Below are 24,461 nucleotides of genomic sequence, written 5' to 3'. Positions count from 1 at the left end.
AGACGTACCATAGAGAGAAGGCCCGGAAACCGGGCCTTCTGTTTTTTACTTCGCGTCGTCCGGTAAAGCATAAGCGACGATATAGTCGCCCATCTTCGTGCCAAACGAACCGTGACCGCCCGCAGAGATGACAACGTACTGCTTGCCATTCACTTCATAGGTCATCGGCGTCGCCTGGCCGCCTGCCGGCAGACGTGCCTGCCATAATTTTTCACCGTTGCTCATATTGTACGCGCGCAGGTAGTTATCCGCGGTCGCGCCGATAAACAGCACATTGCCGGCCGTCGAAATTGGACCGCCCAGCATCGGCATACCCATTGTGAACGGGAGCTTAACCGGCATCGGGAACGGCAGGCTATCCTGCGGCGTACCGATACGTTTTTTCCACACCACTTCGTTGGTTTTCAGATCCAGCGCGGAGATATAGCCCCAGGCTGGCTGTTTGCAGGGCAGACCAAACGGTGACAGGAACGGATTAAGCGTAACGCCGTAAGGGACACCGTACTGTGGCTGAATACCGGCTTCGGTACCGGAACCCTTGGCGTCTTTTGGCTGCTCCATCGGGTTACCTGGGCCGCGAGGGATCAGTTTTGAGACAAACGGCAGCGCCATTGGGTTAGCAATCGCCACCTGGCGGTTCGGATCGACGGAGATGCCGCCCCATTCGAACATCCCCAGGTTACCCGGGAATACCAGCGTGCCTTGTTCTGACGGCGGGGTGAAAATCCCTTCGTAGCGCAGCTGATGGAAGATAACGCGGCACACCAGCTGGTCGAACATGGTGGCGCCCCACATGTCCGCGCCGGTCAGGTCTTTCTTCGGACGGAAGCTCAGGTCGGAGAACGGCTGAGTTTTCGCGACGTAGTCACCTTTCGCCGCCCCTTGCGGAACCGGTTTTTCCGGCGCCGGGACAACCAGTTCACCGTTGCGGCGATCGAGGACAAAAATATTACCGGTTTTTGCCGGAGCGTAAATCACCGGCACGGTTTTACCGTTGACGTCGATATCCGCCAGCGTCGGCTGCGACGGCATATCCATATCCCACAGATCGTGGTGAACGGTCTGGTAGCTCCACGCCAGTTTACCGGTCGTCGCGTTCAGCGCCACGATGGAGCTGGCATAGCGCTCTTGTTCAGGCGTACGGTTGCCGCCCCAGATATCCGGGGTGGTTACGCCCATAGGCAGGTAGACCAGATCCAGCTTCGCGTCATAGGCCGCAGGCGCCCAGGAGTTTGGTGAATTCAGCGTGAAATGATGTTCATCATCAGGAATCGCGTTGGGATCTTTCGCGCCCGGGTCAAAGGCCCACAGCAGTTTACCGGTATTCACATCAAAGCCGCGGATAACGCCCGACGGCTCGCGGGTGGAGAAGTTATCGGTCACGGCGCCGGCAATGACGATAGTTTTGTCGGTAATAATCGGCGGTGATGTTGGTTCATACATACCCGGCGTAGTGACAGGCATGTTGGTTTGCAGATTGAGAATGCCTTTATTAGCAAAGGACTCACACAGCTTACCGGTTTCGGCATTGAGGGCGAACAGACGACCATCGTTGACCGGAAGAATGATCCGACGCGGGCAGTCGGCAACCACATCCGCCGGCGCGTTATCCGCTTTGGCTTCATGATATGAAACGCCGCGACAGGTCACGTGCTGGAAAGAGGGGTCAGCGTTGAGCTGCGGATCGAAATGCCACTTTTCTTTACCGGTGGCCGCGTCAAGCGCGAACAGGCGCTGATGAGCGGTACACAGATAAAGCGTGTCGCCCACTTTAATCGGCGTGACTTCATTGGTGATTTCACCCGGATCGTTAGGCTGCTTGAGATCGCCCGTACGGAAGACCCAAGCTTCTTTCAGGTTCTTCACGTTATCGGCGTTGATCTGCTTCAGCGGCGAGTAGCGCTGGCCTTCCTGATTGCGGCCATACGCCGACCAGTCACCATCGGCTACGTCGGAGATGGGGGCCGCTGGCGTTGCATCAGCGCTCAGCGTACCGTTGACTTCCTGCGGGTCGTTGAAGCCGGCCCAGGTCAGGATACCGCCGCTAATCAGCAGGGCGACAACCAGCCCGGCAACCGCGCCAGAGGAGGGAATCGGCAGGCGGCGCCAGACAAACGGCAGGATAAGCCAGATGCCGAAGAAGACCAGAATGTCGCTACGCGGGGTCAGCGCCCAGAAGTCGAAACCAACTTCCCATACGCCCCAGATCATAGTGGCAAGCAGCAGCGCGGCGTACAGCCAAAGCGCAGAACGCTTTCCGCGGAACAGCATGACGGTGACGCCAAGCATGACCAGGCCTGCGACAGGGTAGTACCATGAGCCGCCAAGAGCGACCAGCCAGGCCCCGCCCGCTAAAAGATACAGGCCACAGAACGCTGCAAAAAGAGCCGTCAGCGTCACGAGTAGCCGTGATTGTTGAGATTTTGTTTCTGCCATAGAAGGACACTCGTTTGTTTGTTAATTTTTTAACTGCAATTAATTATAGGATTTAACAAGTGTGATCGGAATCACAAAATGGGCTTTATTAATCACTGCATCGCATATTTCTTTTTACTGGTATACTGCGTGGCTTGCCGGTCAACGTCGGTGCAATCGCAGCGGCTTTGATGATTTACATTAAGAATCAAATGGTTAGTTTTATGAAACATACTGTAGAAGTGATGATCCCGGAAACTGAGATCAAAGCCCGTATCGCTGAGCTCGGTCGTCAAATTAATGAACATTACAAAGATAGCGGCAGCGAAATGGTGCTGGTGGGGCTATTACGCGGTTCATTTATGTTTATGGCCGACCTGTGCCGTGAGGTTCAGGTACCCCATGAAGTGGATTTCATGACCGCCTCGAGCTACGGCAGCGGCATGTCCACCACCCGTGACGTCAAAATCCTCAAAGACCTGGATGAAGATATCCGCGGTAAAGATGTGCTGATCGTGGAAGACATCATCGACTCTGGCAATACGCTGTCAAAAGTGCGTGAAATCCTCAGCCTGCGTGAACCAAAATCGCTGGCGATTTGTACGCTGCTCGATAAGCCAAGCCGCCGCGAAGTGAAGGTGCCGGTTGAGTTTGTCGGTTTTGCGATCCCGGACGAGTTCGTGGTGGGGTACGGTATCGACTATGCTCAGCGCTATCGCCACCTGCCGTATATCGGCAAAGTGACGCTGCTGGACGAGTAATGCGGAGTGTCTATCCCGGCTTATCCGGGATAGTTAAGAGGGGCGCGTGAATTATCTGTGATTGACGTGCTTGCTTTTAAGGTTGGAAATGCCCTGGCGATAGCGCTGCTCCAGCGTTTCGCGGCTGACGGCGGTCACGTCCAGATCGCGTAACATGCCATCGTGAATGCCGTAGGCCCAGCCGTGAATTGTCACCTTCTGTCCACGCTTCCACGCCGACTGCATAATCGTTGAATGGCCAAGGTTGTAAACCTGCTCCATCACATTCAATTCACACAGCGTATCAAGGCGGCGCTCTTCGGGCATTTCCCCCAGCAGCGAGCTGTGCTTAAACCAGATATCGCGAATATGCAGCAGCCAGTTGTCGATAAGGCCAAGCTCGGTATTTTCAATCGCCGCCTGCACGCCGCCGCAGCCGTAGTGGCCGCAGATGATGATGTGTTCAACTTCCAGTACGTCGACCGCGTACTGCACGACGGAAAGACAGTTCAGATCGGTATGAATCACCAGGTTGGCGACGTTACGGTGTACAAACAGCTCGCCAGGTTCCAGGCCGGTCAAACGTTCAGCGGGGACGCGGCTATCTGAACATCCAATCCACAGAAAGCGCGGCTTCTGCGCCTGTGCCAGTTTCTCAAAGAAACCGGGGTCTTCCTCCACCAGCATTTTTGACCATAGTGCATTGTTGCTGATGAGTGTATCTATATCGTTCATGGATGTTTACGGGCCTGTAACCAAGTAAGTGCGTTGCGCTAATATAGGTTAACCTCACATTTTTTAAAACAACCCATCGCGTGTCACGACACGAGAAGAGACATTTAATGACCATTGCTCTGGAATTAAAACAGCTTAAAAAAACCTACCCCGGCGGGGTTCAGGCGCTGCGCGGAATCGATCTGCAGGTTGAGGCGGGCGATTTTTACGCGCTCCTGGGGCCAAACGGCGCGGGAAAATCCACCACTATCGGCATTATCAGTTCGCTGGTGAATAAAACCTCCGGCGAGGTCAACGTGTTTGGCTATGACCTGCAAAAGGATGTGGTGAACGCCAAGCGCCAGCTCGGCCTGGTGCCGCAGGAGTTCAACTTTAACCCGTTCGAAACCGTGCAGCAGATTGTGATTCACCAGGCGGGCTACTACGGCGTCGAGCGCAAAGAAGCGATCGCCCGTAGCGAAAAGTACCTTAAACAGCTCGATCTTTGGGAAAAACGCAACGAACGCGCGCGGATGCTCTCCGGCGGCATGAAGCGTCGCCTGATGATTGCCCGCGCGTTGATGCACGAGCCGAAGCTGCTGATTCTTGATGAACCCACGGCGGGAGTGGATATCGAGCTGCGTCGTTCGATGTGGGGCTTCCTGAAAGATCTCAACGATAAAGGCACGACGATTATCCTCACTACCCACTATCTGGAAGAGGCCGAGATGCTGTGTCGCAATATTGGCATTATTCAGAACGGTGAGCTGGTGGAAAACACCTCGATGAAGTCGCTGCTTTCCAAACTGAAATCGGAAACCTTTATTCTCGATCTGGCACCTAAGAGTCCATTACCGGTACTGGAAGGCTATCAGTATCGTCTGGTTGATACGTCGACGCTGGAGGTTGAGGTGCTGCGTGAGCAGGGGATTAACAGCGTATTTACTCAGTTAAGCGCGCAGGGCGTACAGGTATTAAGTATGCGTAACAAAGCTAACCGTCTGGAAGAGCTGTTTGTCACGCTGGTCCATGACCGGAAAGGAGAATCAGCATGATGCAGCTTTATTGGGTCGCGCTGAAAAGCATCTGGACCAAAGAGATCCATCGCTTTATGCGTATCTGGATCCAGACGCTGGTGCCGCCGGTCATAACTATGACCCTCTACTTTGTTATTTTCGGCAATCTGATCGGCTCGCGCATCGGTGAAATGCACGGTTTCACCTATATGCAGTTTATCGTGCCGGGCCTGATTATGATGGCGGTGATCACCAACGCCTACGCCAACGTGGCGTCCTCCTTCTTCAGCGCGAAATTTCAGCGCAATATTGAAGAACTGCTGGTCGCGCCGGTTCCCACCCACGTGGTTATCGCCGGCTATGTGGGCGGCGGCGTTGCCCGCGGTCTGTGCGTCGGGATTCTGGTGACGGCGATTTCGCTGTTTTTCGTACCGTTCCAGGTTCACTCATGGATATTCGTCGCCCTGACCCTGGTGCTGACCGCCGTGCTATTTTCGCTGGCCGGTCTGCTGAATGCGGTGTTTGCCAAAACCTTTGACGATATCAGCCTTATTCCGACCTTCGTGCTAACGCCGCTGACCTATCTCGGCGGGGTTTTTTATTCGCTGACCCTGCTGCCGCCGTTCTGGCAAGGGCTGTCGCATCTGAACCCGATCGTCTACATGATCAGCGGTTTCCGCTACGGTTTCCTCGGCATTAACGATGTTCCGCTCGCCACCACCTTCGGCGTGCTGGTGGTGTTTATCGTCGCGTTTTATCTCTTGTGCTGGTATCTGATCCAGCGCGGACGCGGGCTTCGCAGCTAATTTAGCCAACCACTGCGCTTCGCTGCCCCGTTCAGCGAAGCGCCGGCAAACAATTTTGATTGTCATCACCGATATTCATCTCTTCCCTTGCTACATTGTTTGCCTGCTAAGGAGGTGGGCGATGTTAGGTTGGGTGATTACCTGTCATGACGAACTGGCGCAGGAGATGCTGGATCGTCTGGAGAAAAAGTTTGGGCCGCTGACGCAGTGTCGGGCGGTCAACTACTGGCGTAATCTCAGCAGCAATATGCTGAGCCGCATGATGTGCGACGCGCTGCACGAGACGGACGGCGGAGACGGGGTCATTTTTCTGACCGATAATACCGGCGCGGCGCCTTATCGCGTGGCGGCGCTGCTGAGCCATAAGCACACCCACTGTGAAGTGATTTCCGGGATCGACTATCCATTACTGGAAAGCATGTATTTGCTGCGCCAGAACCTGAGCAGCGAAGCCTTCCGGCACGCCATTGTCAGCGCCGGAGGCCCGGCGGTGAGCAGCCTCTGGCATCAGCAGCAAAAAAATCCGCCTTTTCGACTACTGCATGAGCCGTACGGGAATTAAGCGTTGGTATTGATGAGGCTTTTGTTACAATGACGGCAGTTCTTGTCTACCGGCTCGATGCGCATGTTTGCCCGAATTCTTGCTTTACTCCTCCTGTTCACGGCGCTAAGCGCCTCTGCCAGCCTGTTAAGCCAGCAGGGTGTGCCGGCACGTTATATGCAAACGACCGAAGATGCGGATATCTGGGCGCAGGTTGGCAATCAGGTGGTGAGCGTCGGCAACGTGCGGGCAGGGCAAATTCTGGCGGTAGTACCGACGGCGGCGGATTACTATGAGTTTAATTTTGGCTTTGCGACCGGCTTTATCGATAAAGGCCACCTGGGGCCGGTACAGGGTAAGCAGCGGGTGGAGGATAGCCTTGGCGATCTGCATAAGCCTCTAAGCAACCAAAATCTCATTACCTGGAAAGATACGCCAATCTATGATGCCCCCGCCGTGGGCAGCGCGCCATTTGGCACCCTGGCGAATAATTTGCGTTATCCGATTATCAGCAAACTCAAAGATCGGCTTAATCAAACCTGGTTTCAGATTCGTATCGGCAACCGCCTGGCGTGGGTGAGCAGTCTGGATGCGCAAGAAGATAACGGCATCCCAGTACTGACTTATCACCATATCCTGCGTGATGAAGAAAATACCCGCTTTCGCCATACCTCAACGACGACTTCCGTGCGCGCCTTCAGCAATCAGATGACCTGGCTACGCGACCAGGGCTACATCACGCTCAGCATGTATCAACTGGAAGGTTATCTGCGTAATAAAGTGAATCTTCCGGCGCGTGCGGTGGCGATCACCTTTGACGATGGGCTGAAGTCGGTCAACCGCTATGCCTACCCGATCCTCAAACAGTATGGCTTTCACGCCACGGCGTTTATTATCTCGTCGCGCATCAAGCGCCATCCGCAGAAATGGGCGCCGAAATCGCTGCAGTTTATGAGTATTTCCGAGCTAAAACAGATCCAGGACGTCTTTGACGTGCAGTCGCATACCCATTTCCTGCATCGGGTTGATGCTGAACGTCATCCGATTCTCCTCAGCCGCAGCTATCACAATATTCTGTTTGATTTTGCGCATTCGCGGCGGGCGCTGGCACAGTTTAACCCCCACGTACTGTATCTCTCTTATCCGTTTGGCGGCTATAACGCTAAGGCGGTCCAGGCCGCCAACGACGCCGGTTTTCATCTGGCGGTGACTACGGTGAGAGGGAAGGTAAAGCCGGGCGATAATCCGTTCTTGTTGAAAAGGCTGTATATATTAAGAACGGATTCGCTGGAGACAATGTCGCGGCTGATAAGCAACCAGCCGCAGGGGTAGATCAGGCAACCTGCACCGGAATAGCTTTGGCCTGGCGCTTCATTTCGTTTTCGCCTTCGAAATAGGCCACTTTCGGCTGCCAGGTGCGGGCTTCTTCGTCAGGCATGGTGACGAAGCTGGCGATAATCAGAATATCGCCGACGCTCGCACAGTGTGCCGCCGCGCCGTTCACGGAGATAATTCGCGAACCGCGCTCCGCGGCGATGGCGTAGGTGGAGAAACGATTACCGTTGGTCACATTCCAGATATGAATAGCCTCGTTTTCAAGGATGCCGGACGCATCCAGGAAATCCTGATCAATAGCGCAGGAGCCTTCATAGTGCAGGTCGGCCTGCGTGACTTTTACGCGGTGGAGTTTGCCCTGCAGCATATTACGAATCATAACGTCTACCTTTAAAGCTTAACGATAACAAAGCGGACGTGACGCCCGCCTTGAGGAAATTCCAGGCAGTATTGCCCGATTTTTAACCCGTGTCTACCGAACGAGCGCCACTATCTGGTTGTCGATCAAACGCGCTTCGCCGAGCCATGCCGCCATCAGGATCACCGCGCGCTGGCTGTTTTCCGTCAGGTCGAGCAGCGTGTCGGCATCGCGGATCTGGATATCATCGGCGCGGAAGCCTTTTTCGTTCAGCTCCTGCGCGGCAATCGCGATAATCTCGTCAAGATTGCGCTCGCCGGCCGCCAGCTTCTCCGCCGCGCCATTCATCACCTTATACAGCCCCGGCGCAACTTTGCGCTGGTCTGCGCTGAGATAGCCGTTGCGCGAACTGAGCGCCAGCCCATCTTTCGCGCGCATAATCGGCACGCCGATAATCTCGATGTCGTAGCCCATATCGGCCACCATTTTGCGGATCAGCGCCAGCTGCTGGAAGTCTTTTTCGCCGAAGCAGGCGACGTCCGGCTGGATCAGGTTGAACAGCTTGCTGACGATAGTGGAAACGCCGCGGAAGTGGCCTGGACGACTGGCGCCCTCGAGCATCGTCGACAGCCCCGGAACATCCACGTAAGTCTGATTTTCGAGGCCGTGCGAATAGATTTCCGCCGCGGCAGGGGCAAAGACAAAATCGACCTTACGCTTGTTCAGCTTTTCGCAATCGTCCTGCAGGGTACGCGGATAGCGCGCCAGATCCTCGGCGCGGTCGAACTGCATAGGGTTGACGAAGATACTGGCCACCACCACATCCGCGCTGGCTTTGGCGGTATCAACCAGCTTCATATGACCATCGTGCAGGTTGCCCATGGTGGGAACCAGCGCAATGCGCTTGCCTTCCTGGCGTAAACGACGGATATGCTGGCGCAGCAGCGGCAGGGTTTCAATAATCAGCACAACAACACTCCTTAATGGAAACTGTGTTCTTCGCCCGGATAGACGCCGGACTCCACTTCGGCAACATATTGCCGTACCGCGGCGCGCATGTCGCCCGCTGTGCTCAGGAAATTTTTGGCAAATTTGGGAATATGGCCGCCGGTGATGCCGAATGCGTCATGCATGACGAGGATTTGCCCGTCGGTGACGTTGCCCGCGCCGATGCCGATCACCGGGATGGTTAACGCCTCGGTGACGCGTTTCGCCAGCTCGACCGGTACGCACTCCAGCACCAGCAGCTGTGCGCCCGCCGCTTCTAGCGCCAGCGCGTCATCCAGCAGAACTTGTCCGGCATCGCCGCGGCCCTGAATTTTATAGCCGCCGAAGACGTTCACCGACTGGGGCGTCAGACCGAGGTGCCCGCACACCGGCACCGCGCGCTCGGCAAGCATTTTCACGGTGTCCGCCAGCCATGCGCCGCCCTCGATTTTGACCATATTGGCTCCCGCGCGCATCACGATGGCGGCGTTCTCGAAGGTCTGTTCCGGCGTGGCGTAAGCCATAAACGGCAGATCGGCGAGCAGCAGGCAGTTGGGCGCTCCGCGGCGCACCGCGCGCGTGTGATAGGCAATGTCTTCTACGGTCACCGGCAGGGTGGAGTCGTGGCCCTGCACCGTCATGCCCAGCGAATCGCCGACCAGCATCACGTTGATACCCTCATCGGCAAACAGCTTTGCAAAGCTGTAGTCGTAGGCGGTGATAGTGGCGAAGCGTTTCTTCTCCTGTTTGCATTTCTGCAGCAGGGCGATAGTGGTCGGTTTCATAACGTTTCCTGATGATGAAAGTCATTTTAACCGGCATTCTAGCAGCCGCATTCAGGGGGGCAATGGTTTTAGGCAACCGATTACCACGATCGCCGTAATTGCTAAAAAATGAAGGGGTATTACCAGCTCCCGGGTTTTTCCGCGCCGAGATTGGCCAGCACGTCGCGCAATGCCAAACCGTCGGGGAAACATAGCTCAGGCGCAATTTCAAACAGCGGCCACAGCATAAAGCCGCGGTTTTGCATATCGTAGTGCGGCACGGTCAGCCGCGGGGTGTTAATCACCTCATTGCCGAACAGCATGATGTCGAGGTCCAGCGTGCGCGGTCCCCAGCGTTCAGCTTTACGCGTGCGGCCCTGCTGCAGCTCAATGCGCTGAGTGTGGTCGAGCAGCGCCTCTGGGGCGAGAGACGTCTCCAGCGCCACGGCGGCGTTGAGGTAGTCAGGCTGATCCTGCGGCCCCAGCGGCGGCGTACGGTAGAAAGAGGAAACGCTTATCACCCGGCTGTCCGGTATCTCCGCCAGCGCGTTAACGGCAGCGTTGACCTGCTCCAGCGGCGAGGCCAGATTGCTGCCGATAGCGATATAAGCGAGCGTCATGCGCTGCCTTCGCGGCGCGGCGCGCGTTTACGCGGACGACGGTGGCGGCGGCGCGGAGCCGGATCGTCGCCTAAATCATCCAGCATATCTTTCTGATCCGGCGGCGCGGCGACCTGGAACTCGCCCCACCATTTGGTCAGACGCTGCAGTTCGCTGCTGTTTTCGGCGCCGGCGCGCAGCTCCAGCAGATCGTAGGCGGCGCGGAATTTGGGATGCTCCATCAGCTTCCACGCGCGTTTGCCCTGACGGCGGGACATCCGCAGCTGAAGCTGCCAGATATCGCGCACCAGAGTAGTGATGCGTTTCGGGATCGCCAGCGTGCGGCAGGCTTCGTCCAGCACGTCGTTCATCGCCAGCGCGAAGGCGTCGTAGTAGGCCAGCCCGCTTTCCTGGGCGATTTTCTGCGCCGTTTCCAGCAGCGGATACCAGAACATTACCGCGAACAGGAACGCCGGGTTAACGCGCATATCGTTGCGAATGCGGTTATCGGTATTCTTCAGCACCTGGCTGATGATGCGCTCCATCGGACTATCGCCGCGCTCGGTGAAGTAGCGGGTAATGGTCGGGAACAGCGGCTGGAACAGATTATATTCGCGCAGCAGAATATAGGTTTGATAGCCGTCGCCGGCCTGCAGCAGTTTTAACACCTCTTCAAACAGGCGCGCCGGCGGTACATCGTGCAGCAGCGTCGCCAGGCGCGGGATCGGCTCGGCGGTCTCTTCGCTGATGCTCATACTGAGCTTCGCCGCAAAACGCACCGCGCGCAGCATGCGCACCGGATCTTCGCGATAGCGGGTTTCCGGATCGCCGATCAGCCGGATGACGCCATCCTGCAGATCTTTCATGCCGCCGACGTAGTCGCGGACGGTGAAATCCGCCACGCTGTAATAGAGGCTGTTGATGGTAAAGTCGCGACGCTGGGCGTCTTCTTCAATCGAACCGAAGATGTTGTCGCGCAGCAGCATGCCGTTCTGGCCGCGCTGGGAGGTGACGCGATCGGTGGTGTGGCCTTCATGGTGGCCGCGGAAGGTCGCGACTTCGATAATTTCCGGCCCGAACATCACGTGCGCCAGGCGGAAGCGACGGCCGACCAGACGGCAGTTGCGGAACAGCTTACGCACCTGCTCCGGCGTGGCGTTGGTGGTGACGTCAAAATCTTTGGGTTTTTTGCCCAGCAGCAGATCGCGTACGCCGCCGCCGACCAGCCACGATTCGTAGCCCGCCTTATTGAGTCTGTACATGACCTTGAGGGCATTTTCACTGATATCTTTGCGGGAAATTGCATGCTGCTCGCGCGGGATAACCGTCATATGTAGTTGTTCGACGGCGGCTTCTGCCTCGCGCTCTTCACGGCTTAGCACCTTACGGCAAAAATTAGCGACTCGGGTAAAAATGGTACACCTCGTAGTGTCAGACGGACTTCAGGACAAAAAAATAGCGGCTAATCATAGCTCAGCAGAACGCATTTGAGAATGCTGGATTTGCTCCGGCCGCCAGTTCGCTACCGCGTACTTGAGTAAATCCTCAATGCTCAGCGTCTGCCATTCCTGAATGACATCCTGATTAAGAAACGTTAGCGCCCGCACAATTTCCGGGCGCGGATCGCCTGTAGATAACGCCGGAGCGTGGTTTTGCTTCGACAGTTTATTGCCCTGCGCGTTGAGGGCCAGCGGCAAATGGATATAGTCCGGCGCCTGCCAGCCAAAATGCTGATAGAGCGAAATTTGCCGCACCGTCGGCTCGATAAGATCGGCGCCGCGGACGATTTCGCTGACGCCCTGAAAATGATCGTCCACCACCACCGCCAGATTATAGGCGAACAGCCCATCGCGACGGTGGATAATAAAATCTTCACGCGCCAGAGGCTCGTCGGCGACGATCGTACCGCGCAACTGGTCATAAAATTCAAGGACCGGACGCGTTTGCCGCAGGCGCAGAGCGGCGTTTTCCGCGCCGAGGCGTAAATCACGGCAGTGGCCGTCGTAAAGGCCGCCAATAGCGTGGATACGCGCGCGGGTGCAGGTGCAGTAGTAGCAGAGGCCCTGCTCGCGTAGCCAGGCCAGGCGCTCACGATAGGCTTCGTGGCGTTTTGACTGCCAGAGTACCTCTCCGTCCCAGTGCAGGCCGAAGTGCTCTAACTGACGAAGAATAGTCTCGGCGGCGCCGGGGACTTCACGCGGCGGATCGATATCTTCAATGCGCACGCGCCAGATACCGTTCTGTGCCCGAGCCTGCAGATAGCTGCCAAGCGCGGCAATCAATGAGCCGAAGTGGAGTTCGCCGGAAGGTGAGGGGGCAAAGCGCCCGATGTAGTGGGAATCTGTCATCGTATGACTAAAGCATCAGGGCGGGAGAAAGCTCCCGCCAGAGATGCGTCAGCGAAGTGATTAGCCTGCCATCTGTTTTTCGCGAATTTCCGCCAACGTTTTGCAATCAATGCACAGGTCGGCGGTCGGACGCGCTTCCAGACGACGGATACCAATCTCAACGCCACAGGATTCACAGAAGCCGAAATCTTCGTCTTCGACTTTTTTCAGCGTTTTCTCGATCTTTTTGATCAGTTTACGTTCGCGGTCGCGGTTACGCAGCTCCAGGCTGAACTCTTCTTCCTGAGCGGCACGGTCTACCGGATCCGGGAAGTTAGCAGCTTCATCCTGCATATGCGTTACGGTGCGATCCACTTCATCCCTAAGTTGATTACGCCACGCTTCAAGAATGCGCTTGAAGTGCGCCAGCTGGGCTTCGTTCATATACTCTTCGCCCGGCTTCACTTGGTACGGCTCCACCCCAGCGATGGAGAGAATACTCAGGGACGATGTTTTACGGTTTTGCCCTTCTTGCATGTTGCTTCTCCTTAACACGCACTATCGATCCCCGTGTTGGGGGAAAAATCAGGCCGCTATAAATAGCAGATGCTTTTCCGGATAGCAATTATCTAAACGTTACACTTGACAACCCTGTGAGGAAAAGCGTATTTGCGCTCGCGACCCGAATACTATTTAGCCGTTTATTTACCGGGGGTTAACACCACGGTAATCGGCTTATTCAGAGTCATCATCTCGGTAGAAAGTTCCGCCTTGTAGGCGAGAATTTCCACCCCCTTTTTTTGCGCCTCAATCAATAGCTGTGCGTATCTGGCATCAATATGATGCGCGGGTGAGAAACGGTCTATCGCCGAGTGCAGCACGGCGAACAAAATCACCGCCCGATCGCCCGCTGCCGCCACGCTCATCAGCTCCCGCAGGTGCTTCTGACCGCGTGCGGTAACCGCATCGGGGAAGTAACCGTATTCCTTTTCCGCCAACGTAACCGATTTCACTTCAATATAGCAGTTTTGTTGGTCATCTGCTTGTAACAGAATATCAATGCGGCTGCTTTCATCACCATACTTCACTTCGCTTTTCAGCGTGTTATAGCCCAAAAGCTCGGGAATATTTCCTGCCAGAATCGCCTCTTTTGCCAACGTGTTAGCACGTAGAGTATTAACACAAATTGTCGCGCCCTCTACGGTTTCAGTTAATTCCCACGTGTGGGCATATTTACGCTTAGGATTATCTGAGGTGGAATACCAGACGGTATCGCCCGGCGCGGCGCAGCCGGTCATGGCGCCGGTGTTGGGGCAGTGCAGGGTCAGCTCGCGGCCGTCGGGGGTGACCACGTCGGCGAGAAACCGTTTGTAACGTTTAACCAGGGTGGCGGACTGCAGGGGAGGAGTGAACAGCATCAGCTTTCCTTGTCGAAGGGATAACGTTCCAGCGCCTGATAGCGGGTACGCCCGCGGCTAAAGCTGGATTCGTAGAGCACAAATTCGTTGACCGCAAACGCCCAGCTAAATCCGGGCGGCGGAATCGGCACCGCGTGGCGCGCGTCGCGCAGCAGGGTGATATGCGGATGAAACGGCTGCGGGCTCTGATAGCAACCGCTGCGGGCGGCCTGGGCGCGTAGCATATTCGCTAATTGCAGCACCCCGCGCGGCGGCTGACGGGTGCCCAGCCACACTACCCGCGAACGCAGCCACTGCCCGGCATCGTCAAGCGTCAGGGTAAAGCCCGGCTGGCGGATCCGTCCGGCCATCGCTGACAGCGCCCGCTGCTTGTCCGCGCTCACCTCGCCAAGAAACGCCAGCGTCAGATGGAGGTTAGCCGCCGCCACCGGTCGACCCGCATCGCCGGGAAAGCTGGCGGCGCGCCAGTGCACGATCTGCTGCTGAACGTCCCCGGGAAGTTCAATGGCGAAAAACAGCCTTTTCGGCTCGGACATGATAGAGACTCGGTAATGAATTACCGGGATGCTACAATGCTTGCCCGCAAATGTTAACCTCCGGAGCGTTTCGTGTCCTCATTGCCGGTTGCCGCCGTCCTCCCTGAACTTCTCTCTGCCCTGCAGCATGCGCCGCAGGTTCTGCTTAATGCGCCAACCGGCGCCGGGAAATCCACCTGGCTGCCGCTGCAAATCCTCGCCGAAGGTAACATCAACGGACGCATAATCCTGCTGGAGCCGCGGCGGCTGGCCGCGCGTAACGTGGCGCAGCGGCTGGCGGAACTGCTGGGAGAGAAGCCCGGCGAGACCGTGGGCTATCGCATGCGCGCGGAGAGCTGCGTCGGGCCGAACACGCGCCTCGAAGTGGTGACGGAGGGCATTTTAACGCGGATGATCCAGCGCGATCCGGAGCTGACCGGCGTGGGGCTGGCGATCCTCGATGAATTCCACGAACGCAGCCTGCAGGCGGATCTGGCGCTGGCGCTGCTGCTCGACGTTCAGCAGGGGCTGCGCGACGATCTCAAACTGCTGATTATGTCGGCGACGCTGGACAATGAACGCCTGCAGCGGCTGCTGCCGGAGGCGCCGGTTATCGTCTCTGAAGGGCGCGCGTTTCCGGTTGAGCGGCGTTTTCTGCCGCTGCCGGCCCATCAGCGCTTTGACGAGGCGGTGGCGGTGGCCGCCGCGGAGCTGCTGCGCAGCGAGAATGGCTCAATGCTGCTTTTTCTGCCCGGGGTGGGAGAGATTCAGCGCGTTCAGGAGCGGCTGGCGGAGCGGGTGGCGAGCGATGTGATTCTTTGCCCCCTGTACGGCGCGCTGCCGCTGAGCGAGCAGCGTAAGGCGATACTGCCCGCGCCCGCCGGGATGCGCAAGGTGGTGCTGGCGACCAATATCGCCGAAACCAGTCTGACCATCGAGGGGATTCGGCTGGTGGTGGATAGCGCCCAGGAGCGGGTCGCCCGCTTTGACGCCCGCACCGGGCTCACTCGCCTGGTCACGCAGCGCATCAGCCAGGCCTCAATGACCCAGCGCGCCGGACGCGCCGGGCGCCTGGCGCCGGGTATCTGCCTGCATCTGCTGGCTAAAGAGCAGGCCGAGCGCGCGGCGGCGCAGGGCGACCCGGAAATTCTGCAAAGCGATCTGTCGTCGCTGCTGCTGGAGCTGCTGCAGTGGGGATGCCAGGACCCGGCCCAGCTCAGCTGGCTGGATCTGCCGCCTGCGACCAACCTGGCGGCGGCCCGGCGTCTGCTCACCGACCTTTCTGCGCTGGAAGGCGAGCGGCTGTCGGCGCGCGGGCGCAAAATGGCGGCGTTGGGCAACGATCCGCGCCTGGCGGCGATGCTGACCGCGGCGGAGGATGCCGATGGCGCCGCCACGGCGGCTAAACTGGCGGCGATCCTTGAAGAGCCGCCGCGCGGCGGCAATAGCGATCTTAGCGCGGCGTTTGCCCGTCAGCAGGGTAACTGGCAGCAGCGGGCGCAGCAGCTGATGAAAAGGCTGGCGGTTCGCGGCGGTCAGCCCGACGCCGACAACATCGCGGCGCTGCTGGCTTCCGCTTTTGCCGACCGTATCGCCCATCGTCGCGGCCAGGAGGGGCGCTACCAGCTGGCTAACGGGATGGGGGCGATGCTCGACGCCGACGATGCGCTGGGCCGCCACGAATGGTTGATTGCGCCGCTGCTGCTGCAGGGAAGCGCATCGCCGGACGCGCGGATCCTGCTGGCGCTGCCGGTCGATATTCACGCGTTGATTGAGCAGTGTCCGGCCCTGGCCCGGCGTTCCGATATCGTCGAGTGGGATGAGGCGTTAGGCACGCTGAAGGCCTGGCGGCGCACCTGTATCGGACGCCTGGTGATTAAGACCCAGCCGCTGGCGAAGCCGTCGGAAGAGGAGCTGCACCAGGCGATGCTCAACGGGATCCGCGAGAAGGGACTGAGCGTGCTCAGCTGGACGCCGGAGGCGGAGCAGCTGCGTCTGCGGCTACATTGCGCGGCGCGGTGGCTGCCGGAGGAGGCGTGGCCGGCCGTTGACGAGGCGTCGCTGCTGGCCTCGCTTGAACAGTGGCTGCTGCCGCAGATGGCGGGCGTCCATTCGCTGCGCGCCCTGAAGGCGCTGGACGTGCGTCAGGCGCTGCAAAACTGGCTGCCGTGGCCGCTGCGCCAGAAGCTGGACAGCGAGCTGCCCACGCACTATACGGTGCCGACCGGTAGCCGCATTACGATTCGTTATCACGATGAAAACCCGCCGGCGCTGGCGGTGCGGATGCAGGAGATGTTTGGCGAGGCGACCACTCCGACTATCGCCCAGGGGCGCGTGCCGCTGGTGCTGGAGCTGCTTTCGCCGGCGCAGCGCCCGCTGCAGATCACCCGCGATTTAGGCGCCTTCTGGCAGGGGAGCTACCGCGAGGTGCAAAAAGAGATGAAAGGGCGCTATCCCAAGCACGTCTGGCCCGACGATCCGGCCAATACCGCCCCGACCCGGCGCACCAAAAAGTATTCGTAGCCGGAGAGTTCCCGGGTTGCGGCGTAAACGCCTTACCCGGGCTACCGGACCAGCACCGCCCGTAGCCCTGCGAAGCGCAGCGCGAGCAGAGGGTGTTTTATACCTGGCTCCACAAAAAGATGCCGCCGCCCGCCAGCGCCAGCCAGGGGCCGAAGGCCAGAGGTTGTTCGAGCGAACGACGGGTTACCAGGCGCTGCAGCAGCGTCCAGACCAGACCGCTGGCGGAAGCCAGCAGCAGCGTCTGCGGCAGCGGCTGCCAGCCGAGCCACGCGCCGAGCGCCGCCAGCAGCTTGAAATCGCCGTAGCCCAGCGCCTCTTTACCGGTCAGCAGACGGAACACCCAGTACACCAACCACAGCGACAAATACCCGGCCATCGCGCCAATGACCGCCTCCGCCAGCGGCGCGAAGGTATCGGAAAGATTGAACAGCAGACCGGCCCACAGCAGCGGCAGCGTCAGTCTGTCAGGCAGCAGCTGCGTTTGCGCGTCGATGGCGGCGAGGATCAGCAGTACGGACACGAAAATTAGCCCGCCCAGCAGCGGCATGCCCGGAGCCATCAGGTACCCCGCGAGTACAAACAGCGCGCCGGTCGTCAGCTCCATCAGGGGATAGCGACGCGAGATCGGCTGCCCGCAGCAGCGCGCGCGCCCCCTGAGCCATAAAAAGCTCAGCAGCGGGATATTGTCCCGCCAGGCGATAGGCTGACGGCACTGCGGACAGAACGACGCGGGGAGGCAGAGATTCACCCCCTCTGCGCGTTCCATCATCAGCGGTAAACGATGGATAACGACGTTAAAAAAGCTGCCGAACGCCAGTCCGGACAGGAATAAAAAGCCGCCCCAGATTGACGGGAATTGCGCGGCGAACTCGGGTAACTGCGCGATATTTTCCATCTCTATTTTTTCTCCCCGGAGCGCCACTGCCCCTGCCACTGCCACGGCGTGCGCCCCTGCTCATCTTTGCGGCCGTTTTGCGCGAGCAGCAGCGCCAGCAGCGCCGGAGCCGTCTGGCGGGTCTGCAGCGTACCGTTAAACGTAAAGCGCCCGTTGGGCGTCAGAACGCCCTGTCCTGCGAGGCTAAGCTGACGGGAGTCCTGGGTCAGGGCGACAGCCAGCGCGCCCGCCGGGGTACAGCTTAATTTGCCGTTGACCTGGGCCAGTTCGAGCGATCCGGCGGGGGAGCTGAGCGCCGCGTCCCGCCACTGCACGGTGCTGGCGCTCATCTGTCGGCAACCGCCGGCGTTAAAGCGGGCCTCGGGCAGCGTCAGCACAACCTGACCGCGGGCCTCCAGCGGTATGCCGGATGCTAACCGCTGGCCGAGCGTCCGGGCCGGCGCCGCGAGTCGTCCCTCGCGCACCACAACGTCGTTCAGACCGTGCAGCCAGGCCTGGCCGCGCAGGCCGGAGGGGTCGTTAAACGCGATATGCCAGCCGGGAAGCCACGACGAAAAGCCAAACTCCCAGCGTAAATGGGCGATGTCAAAACCGCGCCAGCTGACCTGACGGGCTTCTCCTTGCCACAGGGTGCCCGTGGTTTCGCCGAGCCGCGCGCCGTCCGGTAGCGCCAGAGTAAGCAGCCGCGCCGGCGCGCTAAACAGCAGCCAGAAGAGATAGACCGCCGCCAGCAGCAGGGCGATAGTGAGTTTATTTTTCATCGCTGCGCTCCAGCACCAGCGTATTAATCGTCACCCAACCGGGCTGCTGCGCCACGGCGGTCACCGCCAGGGTGGCGGTGGTCATCCCCGCCTGCCCCAGCGCGTCCAGCCATGCCATCAGCGCCTGGAAATCGGCGGGCTGCACGGTAAGGTTCAGGCGGGAGCCCTGCGGCTGCAGGCGAACGATAGCGATACCGTGGCGGCCGGCTTCGCGCATAATCACCGTCGAGGGTTCTTCCGGAGCGGCAGAAGGTTTCCGCTGGTTAAGCTGCTGGAGAAGCGGGGTCTGCTGGCGCATCCACCGCAGGCTGGACTGCTCCCTGGCCAGCGTTTGCCGCCACTGCGCCTCGCGATTTTGCCAGGGCTGCCAGAGGGCGTAATAAATCAGGCCAATAAGCAGCATGACGCCCATCCCCAGCAGCAGATGCCGTTCGCGACGCGTACGCTGTTGCCATAAGGCGAGCAGGTTATCCATCGTTACCCTCCAGCGTCAGACGCCCTTCAATACCGTCGGCGCGCGGCTTCATCTCGCCGGTCTGCACGCGAAACCCCGCCCGCGCCCGCTGGCTGAACTGCGCCAGGGCCTGCGATGAAACGGCGGATATCTCCAGCTGCAGCGCGTTGCGCGCGGCGTCAAAGCTCAGGGCGCGCAGACGAATGCCCGGCGTTTCGGCGATGATTTGCTGCAGGGCGCCGAGCCGTGAGATGAGCGCCGGCCGGGCGCTCACGCTTTCCAGACGGCGCAGATGCTGCTGCATTTGCAGGCGTGGATTGACGAGATTTTTTTCCGCTTTGAACCACTGGCGGTAAAAATCACGGCTGGCCTGCACGGCGGCGTCGGCCTGACGCGCCAGGGCGAGATGGTCGTGGAGGCGATTTCCGCTCCACAGCAGCAGTAGCGCCAGGGTTGCGACAATCGTCGGCCGCCAGCGTCGGGGCGTCGGCGGCCGGCGTTTCGCGGCAAAATTGCCCTGGCGTAAGCAGATTTTGCGCGCCTGCGGGTTGCTCGCCGCCAGCGCCAGCAAATCCTGCGCCGGGCGAGGCTGCCACGGCGCGGCGATATCCGGCGGCGGCGAGTAGCAGGCGATGGGCGCGAGGTCAGGCCAGTGAACCAGCAGTTCGCCGAGCCATGGGGTTTCCACCGCCATACCGCTGCACGTCTCGCAGCGAAACAGCCACTGTTCGCCGCAGCGTACGGCGCTCCAGCCGGTCGGGTTCTGCGGCAGGGCAAGGGCATCCGGCGTCAGGGCCAGCACGTTGAGTCCGAGCCCCTCGCACCAGGCCTGCCATGCGCGCATCTTCTCTCGCCCGACCACCGCCACGGCACAGTCGCTTTTATCCCGGTGGATCAGGGCAAAATGGCTCTCTTCGATCTCCGTTGCCAGCTGTTCTTCGAGTAAAAACGCCAGCGCCTGCTGCGCATTTCGGCGCGCGCCGGCGGGCAGGGTAACGCGATGAAACGCGCAGTCGCTGGCGGGCACCAGCACCCAGGCCGGATGACGCTGCGCCAGCAGGCTGAGCGTCGGGTCGCCAGCGTCAGGATGCCACTCGCCAGTCTGCGCCGCGTCGCCCGGCGCGGCCAGCCGCCATATCGCCGTCGCGGCATGGGGATTGAGGCGAATAATCAGCACGGCGGCGGAAAAAGTATGGTGGTTATTCATCGGCTACCCAATAGATTCCGTAGCGCCGCTGGACGACGCTGAAGGTTCGCCCCTGCTTTTGCAGGAGACTGCGTTGCTGATAGCGGGCGCTGCCCATCACCACGCTGAAGGTGGCGATAAAGCGCTCGCTGTGCACCGCCAGCCACGGACGCGCGGCGGCGGTATCGGTTTTTTGTAATAGCGGCTGCGACAGGAAGGCGGCGACGCTGCTCCAGCCGGTGGTCGCGCGGGCCTGCAGCAGCTGCCGGGCTTCGACGAGGGTGAGTTCAGCGGGGAAGAGCGCCGCCAGCAGCGCGGCCTGAGCGGGCTGCAGGGTATTGACGTTCAGCTGCAGCGTCTCGTCCGCCAGGGCGCAGACGTAGGGCAGCAGACGCTGATAGAGCGCGGCGTCCATCCCGGCCAGCAGACGCAGCTCGCTGACGTCCTGCAGCGGCTGATTGCCGGTCAGATAGCCGGGGGATTGCGCCATATAGACTTCGTCTTCCGCGCCGTTCAGCAGCGCCTGGCGCTCGCTATCCACCCAGTCGCGCAGGGCGGCGGTCAGCTGTAAGGCGCGCAGCGGCTCGCTGCCGAGGTTCTCCAGCAGTCGGGTAAAAACCTGCGCGGGATAAGGGATTTCAACGCTTTCGTCGCCGCTGAGCTGGTTAATGGCGTTGAGGTTGAAGCAGGCCTGAGCGTCGGTAATCGTGGCGTAGATCTCGCCATCATTGACCGCAAAGCGGCGCCCCTGCTGGGCCCAGTTCTGCGCCAGATGGGTCTGGTTCGGCGAGTCGAGCGCGTCGCGTTGCAGCAGCGCCGCCGCCAGGGTTTCCGCCCCCAGCGCGTACCATTTAGCCTGCAGGTTATCGAGGGTAGTAGCGGTTTGCTGATACATCCGCGCGCTGCGTTCGGTCATGGCGCTCGCCAGCACCATCATCAGAGCGAGGATCAGCAGCACCATAAGCAGGGCGACGCCGCGCTGGCGGGTATTCATTGGCTGCCTCCCGACGTAAGCAGAAACAGCCGGCGGATCTCGCCGGACTGCTCCAGCGTCAGGGTGACTTCCAGCCCCTGCGGCAGCGTCTGCGTCTGCTGCCATTCATCCTGCCAGCGGCCGCTGGCGTAAAAGCGCAGGCGAAACGCCTGGACGCCGCGCTGCATAACGGTCACCGTGGGCAGACTACCGGGCAGCGGGTCCTGCTGGTCGTAGCTCAGACGCTCCAGCCGATCCCCGCGCAGGCGGTAGCCGACGTTCTGAATTTCCGAGCGCGGCAGGATCCCCAAAGGATTGGGCCAGCCGTTGCGGCTAAAGGCGATCGCCCAGTCGTCGCTGCCGAGCTGAAAACGTCCGGCAAAAAAGAGGCTCGCGCTGTCGCGGCTGCGGCGGGGAATGATTTGGCTAAAGTCCGCCGCCATCTGGCTGAACGTGAGCTGTAACGCCTGCATGCGCCCGCCCTTATCGCGGGTGAGCGTATCGGCGCGCATCACGTTTTGCAGCACCGTGACCGCAGCGACGCTTAGCGCGGCGAGGATAGCCAGCGCCAGCAGCATTTCGACGAGGGTAAATCCGCGAGCGCGCTGGATCATGGCGGCGTCACGTAGGTGCGCAGCGAAGAGACGGGCATTTTATCGCTTTTGGCGCGGCGGACTTCAACGTCCAGCGCCCGCAGCTGCGGCAGGTCGGTCTCCACCCCCTGCCAGCGAATGTGCCAGCTGACGCCCGCCGCCTGCACCGTGGTTTCCGACCAGCTCAGCGCGGGCCAGCGATTTTCCAGCCGTAGCTGCACCAGCTGATTATCCGCCAGCCAACCGGCCAGGGTTTTCTCTTCCATACGACCCAGCTGGCGGGTTTGCTGGAGCGTGGCCTGCATCACCGCCAGCCCGGCGAGGGCGAAGACCGCCAGGGCGACCATCACTTCAATCAGCGTCATACCGGCCTGCTTTTTCATGGCGTCTCCTGCGGTTCGGGCAGGCTTTCGCCGCGCGCATTAAACGCGATACCCGGTCCCTCGCCGACGGTCAGCCGGAACGGCGTCATCTCACCGCCGGGAAAGATCAGCACATCGGGATTGTCGCCCGGCGTCCAGGCCTCGCCCTGCGGAAAAGTGAGATGCAGCGTGTTCCCGGCGACGCTGCCCGAAGTGGCGACGCGTCCGGCGCGCAGGGGGAGCCAGCGATAGCCGTTCCAGTCGTCGCCGGCCGGGGGCGGTTCGTTGCTTTCGCGGGGCTGTAAGACCAGAAACTGCCAGCGATCGGGATGCACCGAGGCGCCAAAAAACTGGCCGGTTTGCAGCCCTCGCTGCTGGACAAAGCGCAGCTGCGCCTCAAAGCGCGCCAGCGCCTGCGCCGCGCTATCGTCGCGCGAGGCGGGGAAGGCCAGCATCACCATGCCCGCGCTGACGCCGATCAGCAGCAAAATGAGCATCATCTCCAGCAACGTAAAGCCGCGCTGTCGCACTATTTCTTCCCGATTGTCCAGTTGCCGATATCGTCATTGCTCTCCGGTACGCCGTCCGGCCCGAGGCTGAAAATATCCACCTGTCCGTGCTGGCCGGGGCTCAGTAGCTGGTAATCGCTGCCCCAGGGATCCTGCGGCAGACGGCGAATATAGCCGCCTTCAGGATAGTTGCGCGCGTGCGGCTCGGCCGATGGCGCGCTGACCAGCGCCTGCAGCCCCTGCTCGGTGGTGGGATAGCGGCTGTTATCCAGTTTGTACATGTCCAGCGCCCCCTCGAGCGCCACAAGATCGCTGACCACTTTTTGCCGGTCGGCCTTTTCCTTGTTGCCCATCAGGTTGGGCACCACGAGGCTGGCGAGCACGCCGAGGATAACAATCACCACCATGATTTCCAGTAAGGTGAATCCGCGCTGTCGTTGCATATTTTTCTCCATTAGAACAATTACATACTCATCAGGGTATTGAGCTGCAGTATCGGTTGCAGGATGGCGAGGACGATAAACAGCACCATGCCGGCCATCGCCACTATTAGCAAAGGTTCAAACAGGCTAAGGGCCAGCTGAATTTGCGCGCTCAAATCCCGGTCCTGGTTATCCGCCGCGCGCTCCAGCATGCCGTTGAGCTCGCCGCTCTGTTCGCCGCTGGCGACCATGTAGCGCATCATCGGCGGGAACAGCTGGGTCATTTCGAGCGCGCGATGCAGGCTGACGCCTTCGCGAACCGCGTCGCTGGCGGCTTCCAGCTGGCGCTTCGCCCAGGCGTTGCTTAATACTTCCGCGCTGATGCGCATCGCCAGCAGCAGCGGAACGGCGCTGGCGTTGAGAATGCTCAGGGTGCGGGCGTAGCGGGCGCTGTTAACGCTGCGCGCGACCCGGCCAATCAGCGGCAGGCGCAGCAGCAGCCTGTGCCAGGCCAGCCGCTTTGCCGGCTGCCGCAGCAGGTAGCGCAGCAGCAGAGCGACGAGCACGGCGGCCAGCAGCAGCCACGGACCGGCGGCGCGCAGCACATCGCTCATCGCCATCAGCAGGCGGGTGGAAAACGGCAGCGCCTGCTTAAGGTGGATAAACTGCTCGACAACCTTCGGCACCACCGTCGATAGCAGAATGACGATCACGCTGACCGCCACCAGGGTCAGCACGATGGGGTAAATCATCGCCTGCAGCAGCCGGGCGCGCAGCTGCTGGCGCTGTTCGGTATAGTCCGCCAGCCGGTTCAGCACGCCGTCGAGGTGGCCGGAGGCTTCTCCGGCGGCGACCATCGCGCAGTAGAGCGCGTCGAAGCAGCCCGGGTAGCCGCGCATCGCTTCCGCCAGCGAATGGCCTTCCAGCACTTTGCCGCGCACGCCGGCAATCAGGGTTTTCAGCTGGTTTTTTTCACACTGCTGGGCCACCGCGTCGAGCGCTTTTTCCAGCGGGATGGCGGCGGCGACCAGCGTCGCCAGCTGGCGGGTAACGAGGGCGAGATCGCGGGCGTTGGTGCGGCGAATAAAACGCAGTTGCCCGCCGCTGCTGGCTGCCGGGGCGATGTCCAGCGCCAGCCAGCCCTTTTCCCTCAGCAGCTGGCGAGCGTGGCGGGCGGAGTCCGCCTGCTGGACGCCGCGCCGGGTTTTACCGTTTTCATCTACGGCCTGATAGCGAAAAAGCGCCATG

General features: G+C 60.1%; 27 protein-coding genes. 6 read left to right on the top strand and 21 right to left on the bottom strand.

Annotation, left to right across the window (positions count from 1 at the left end; translation table 11 throughout):
• Nucleotides 1-45: 45 nt before the first annotated feature.
• On the bottom strand, nt 46-2,436 hold the full coding sequence (locus ABLU87_RS05230; RefSeq protein WP_122117158.1) for a glucose/quinate/shikimate family membrane-bound PQQ-dependent dehydrogenase: 2,391 nt from the start codon (nt 2,434-2,436) through the stop codon (nt 46-48).
• Between the two features lie 203 nt (nt 2,437-2,639).
• On the opposite strand from ABLU87_RS05230, the gene hpt reads away from it, so the two are divergent.
• Nucleotides 2,640-3,176 (top strand): hypoxanthine phosphoribosyltransferase, encoded by a 537-nt coding sequence (gene hpt, locus ABLU87_RS05225; RefSeq protein ID WP_014227950.1) that lies wholly within the window; start codon nt 2,640-2,642, stop codon nt 3,174-3,176.
• Between the two features lie 51 nt (nt 3,177-3,227).
• Here hpt and can read toward each other — a convergent pair whose 3' ends face one another.
• Complete coding sequence (can, locus tag ABLU87_RS05220) at nt 3,228-3,890, bottom strand: carbonate dehydratase (RefSeq protein ID WP_004098666.1); 663 nt, start codon at nt 3,888-3,890, stop codon at nt 3,228-3,230.
• A 107-nt stretch (nt 3,891-3,997) separates the two neighbouring features.
• On the opposite strand from can, the gene ABLU87_RS05215 reads away from it, so the two are divergent.
• From ABLU87_RS05215 to ABLU87_RS05200, 4 genes are all read left to right on the top strand, one after another.
• Nucleotides 3,998-4,924 carry an ABC transporter ATP-binding protein gene (locus ABLU87_RS05215; protein ID WP_004098667.1) on the top strand — a complete coding sequence of 309 codons (927 nt, stop codon included), beginning with the start codon at nt 3,998-4,000 and terminating at the stop codon, nt 4,922-4,924.
• The gene (locus ABLU87_RS05210; protein WP_004098668.1) at nt 4,921-5,691 is read left to right on the top strand and encodes an ABC transporter permease; all 771 of its coding nucleotides are present in this window, start codon (nt 4,921-4,923) and stop codon (nt 5,689-5,691) included. Before ABLU87_RS05215 ends, ABLU87_RS05210 begins: the two co-directional genes overlap by 4 nt.
• Nucleotides 5,692-5,812: 121 nt before the next feature.
• Entirely contained in the window at nt 5,813-6,253 is a 441-nt protein-coding gene (locus tag ABLU87_RS05205; RefSeq protein WP_064374759.1) for a PTS sugar transporter subunit IIA, read from the top strand.
• Nucleotides 6,254-6,310: 57 nt separating this feature from the next.
• On the top strand, nt 6,311-7,564 hold the full coding sequence (locus ABLU87_RS05200; protein WP_122117159.1) for a polysaccharide deacetylase family protein: 1,254 nt from the start codon (nt 6,311-6,313) through the stop codon (nt 7,562-7,564).
• A 1-nt stretch (nt 7,565) separates the two neighbouring features.
• Here ABLU87_RS05200 and panD read toward each other — a convergent pair whose 3' ends face one another.
• The 9 genes from panD to thpR form a co-directional block, all read right to left on the bottom strand.
• Nucleotides 7,566-7,946, bottom strand: coding sequence for an aspartate 1-decarboxylase (panD, locus tag ABLU87_RS05195; RefSeq protein ID WP_004098675.1), 381 nt, complete (start codon nt 7,944-7,946; stop codon nt 7,566-7,568).
• A gap of 93 nt (nt 7,947-8,039) precedes the next feature.
• Nucleotides 8,040-8,894, bottom strand: a complete 855-nt coding sequence (gene panC / locus ABLU87_RS05190; protein ID WP_025106513.1) for a pantoate--beta-alanine ligase — start codon at nt 8,892-8,894, stop codon at nt 8,040-8,042.
• A gap of 11 nt (nt 8,895-8,905) precedes the next feature.
• Nucleotides 8,906-9,697, bottom strand: a complete 792-nt coding sequence (gene panB, locus ABLU87_RS05185) for a 3-methyl-2-oxobutanoate hydroxymethyltransferase (protein ID WP_004098680.1) — start codon at nt 9,695-9,697, stop codon at nt 8,906-8,908.
• 119 nt (nt 9,698-9,816) lie between these two features.
• Nucleotides 9,817-10,296 carry a 2-amino-4-hydroxy-6-hydroxymethyldihydropteridine diphosphokinase gene (folK, locus tag ABLU87_RS05180; RefSeq protein WP_122117160.1) on the bottom strand — a complete coding sequence of 160 codons (480 nt, stop codon included), beginning with the start codon at nt 10,294-10,296 and terminating at the stop codon, nt 9,817-9,819.
• A complete protein-coding gene (gene pcnB / locus ABLU87_RS05175) occupies nt 10,293-11,690 on the bottom strand; it encodes a polynucleotide adenylyltransferase PcnB (RefSeq protein WP_071846143.1) in 1,398 nt (465 codons plus the stop codon). Before pcnB ends, folK begins: the two co-directional genes overlap by 4 nt.
• Nucleotides 11,691-11,741: 51 nt before the next feature.
• Entirely contained in the window at nt 11,742-12,623 is an 882-nt protein-coding gene (gene gluQRS / locus ABLU87_RS05170) for a tRNA glutamyl-Q(34) synthetase GluQRS (protein ID WP_014837424.1), read from the bottom strand.
• 60 nt (nt 12,624-12,683) lie between these two features.
• Entirely contained in the window at nt 12,684-13,139 is a 456-nt protein-coding gene (dksA, locus tag ABLU87_RS05165; RefSeq protein WP_004098689.1) for an RNA polymerase-binding protein DksA, read from the bottom strand.
• 164 nt (nt 13,140-13,303) lie between these two features.
• Complete coding sequence (gene sfsA / locus ABLU87_RS05160) at nt 13,304-14,020, bottom strand: DNA/RNA nuclease SfsA (RefSeq protein WP_025106516.1); 717 nt, start codon at nt 14,018-14,020, stop codon at nt 13,304-13,306.
• Nucleotides 14,020-14,556 carry an RNA 2',3'-cyclic phosphodiesterase gene (gene thpR / locus ABLU87_RS05155; protein WP_014837425.1) on the bottom strand — a complete coding sequence of 179 codons (537 nt, stop codon included), beginning with the start codon at nt 14,554-14,556 and terminating at the stop codon, nt 14,020-14,022. Before thpR ends, sfsA begins: the two co-directional genes overlap by 1 nt.
• Before the next feature lie 72 nt (nt 14,557-14,628).
• Here thpR and hrpB point away from each other — a divergent pair, with 72 nt between their 5' ends.
• Nucleotides 14,629-17,058, top strand: coding sequence for an ATP-dependent helicase HrpB (hrpB, locus tag ABLU87_RS05150; protein ID WP_122117161.1), 2,430 nt, complete (start codon nt 14,629-14,631; stop codon nt 17,056-17,058).
• A gap of 97 nt (nt 17,059-17,155) precedes the next feature.
• Here the strand turns inward: hrpB and ABLU87_RS05145 are convergent, their stop codons facing one another.
• Genes ABLU87_RS05145 through gspF form a run of 10 tightly spaced genes read right to left on the bottom strand, consistent with a single transcriptional unit; the run spans nt 17,156 to nt 24,460 of the window.
• On the bottom strand, nt 17,156-17,953 hold the full coding sequence (locus ABLU87_RS05145) for an A24 family peptidase (protein ID WP_025107360.1): 798 nt from the start codon (nt 17,951-17,953) through the stop codon (nt 17,156-17,158).
• A 2-nt stretch (nt 17,954-17,955) separates the two neighbouring features.
• Complete coding sequence (locus tag ABLU87_RS05140) at nt 17,956-18,714, bottom strand: type II secretion system protein N (RefSeq protein ID WP_049102377.1); 759 nt, start codon at nt 18,712-18,714, stop codon at nt 17,956-17,958.
• On the bottom strand, nt 18,704-19,189 hold the full coding sequence (locus ABLU87_RS05135) for a type II secretion system protein M (protein ID WP_049102380.1): 486 nt from the start codon (nt 19,187-19,189) through the stop codon (nt 18,704-18,706). Before ABLU87_RS05135 ends, ABLU87_RS05140 begins: the two co-directional genes overlap by 11 nt.
• Nucleotides 19,182-20,375 (bottom strand): type II secretion system protein GspL, encoded by a 1,194-nt coding sequence (gene gspL / locus ABLU87_RS05130; RefSeq protein WP_032720564.1) that lies wholly within the window; start codon nt 20,373-20,375, stop codon nt 19,182-19,184. The genes ABLU87_RS05135 and gspL overlap by 8 nt, the downstream gene beginning before the upstream one ends.
• Entirely contained in the window at nt 20,368-21,348 is a 981-nt protein-coding gene (gspK, locus tag ABLU87_RS05125; protein WP_196942117.1) for a type II secretion system minor pseudopilin GspK, read from the bottom strand. The genes gspL and gspK overlap by 8 nt, the downstream gene beginning before the upstream one ends.
• Nucleotides 21,345-21,941, bottom strand: coding sequence for a type II secretion system minor pseudopilin GspJ (gspJ, locus tag ABLU87_RS05120; protein WP_014227975.1), 597 nt, complete (start codon nt 21,939-21,941; stop codon nt 21,345-21,347). Before gspJ ends, gspK begins: the two co-directional genes overlap by 4 nt.
• On the bottom strand, nt 21,938-22,303 hold the full coding sequence (gspI, locus tag ABLU87_RS05115; RefSeq protein WP_009654631.1) for a type II secretion system minor pseudopilin GspI: 366 nt from the start codon (nt 22,301-22,303) through the stop codon (nt 21,938-21,940). Before gspI ends, gspJ begins: the two co-directional genes overlap by 4 nt.
• Nucleotides 22,300-22,812, bottom strand: a complete 513-nt coding sequence (gspH, locus tag ABLU87_RS05110; RefSeq protein WP_042944313.1) for a type II secretion system minor pseudopilin GspH — start codon at nt 22,810-22,812, stop codon at nt 22,300-22,302. The genes gspI and gspH overlap by 4 nt, the downstream gene beginning before the upstream one ends.
• Nucleotides 22,812-23,234 carry a type II secretion system major pseudopilin GspG gene (gene gspG / locus ABLU87_RS05105; RefSeq protein ID WP_004098709.1) on the bottom strand — a complete coding sequence of 141 codons (423 nt, stop codon included), beginning with the start codon at nt 23,232-23,234 and terminating at the stop codon, nt 22,812-22,814. Before gspG ends, gspH begins: the two co-directional genes overlap by 1 nt.
• 20 nt (nt 23,235-23,254) lie before the next feature.
• Nucleotides 23,255-24,460, bottom strand: a complete 1,206-nt coding sequence (gspF, locus tag ABLU87_RS05100; protein ID WP_109240695.1) for a type II secretion system inner membrane protein GspF — start codon at nt 24,458-24,460, stop codon at nt 23,255-23,257.
• Between the last annotated feature and the right edge of the window lies 1 nt (nt 24,461).

This window comes from Klebsiella sp. CB_Kp196 (genome assembly GCF_040061575.1).
GTDB classification, from domain to species: domain Bacteria; phylum Pseudomonadota; class Gammaproteobacteria; order Enterobacterales; family Enterobacteriaceae; genus Klebsiella; species Klebsiella michiganensis.
This window is presented reverse-complemented; position numbering and strand designations above follow the sequence as displayed.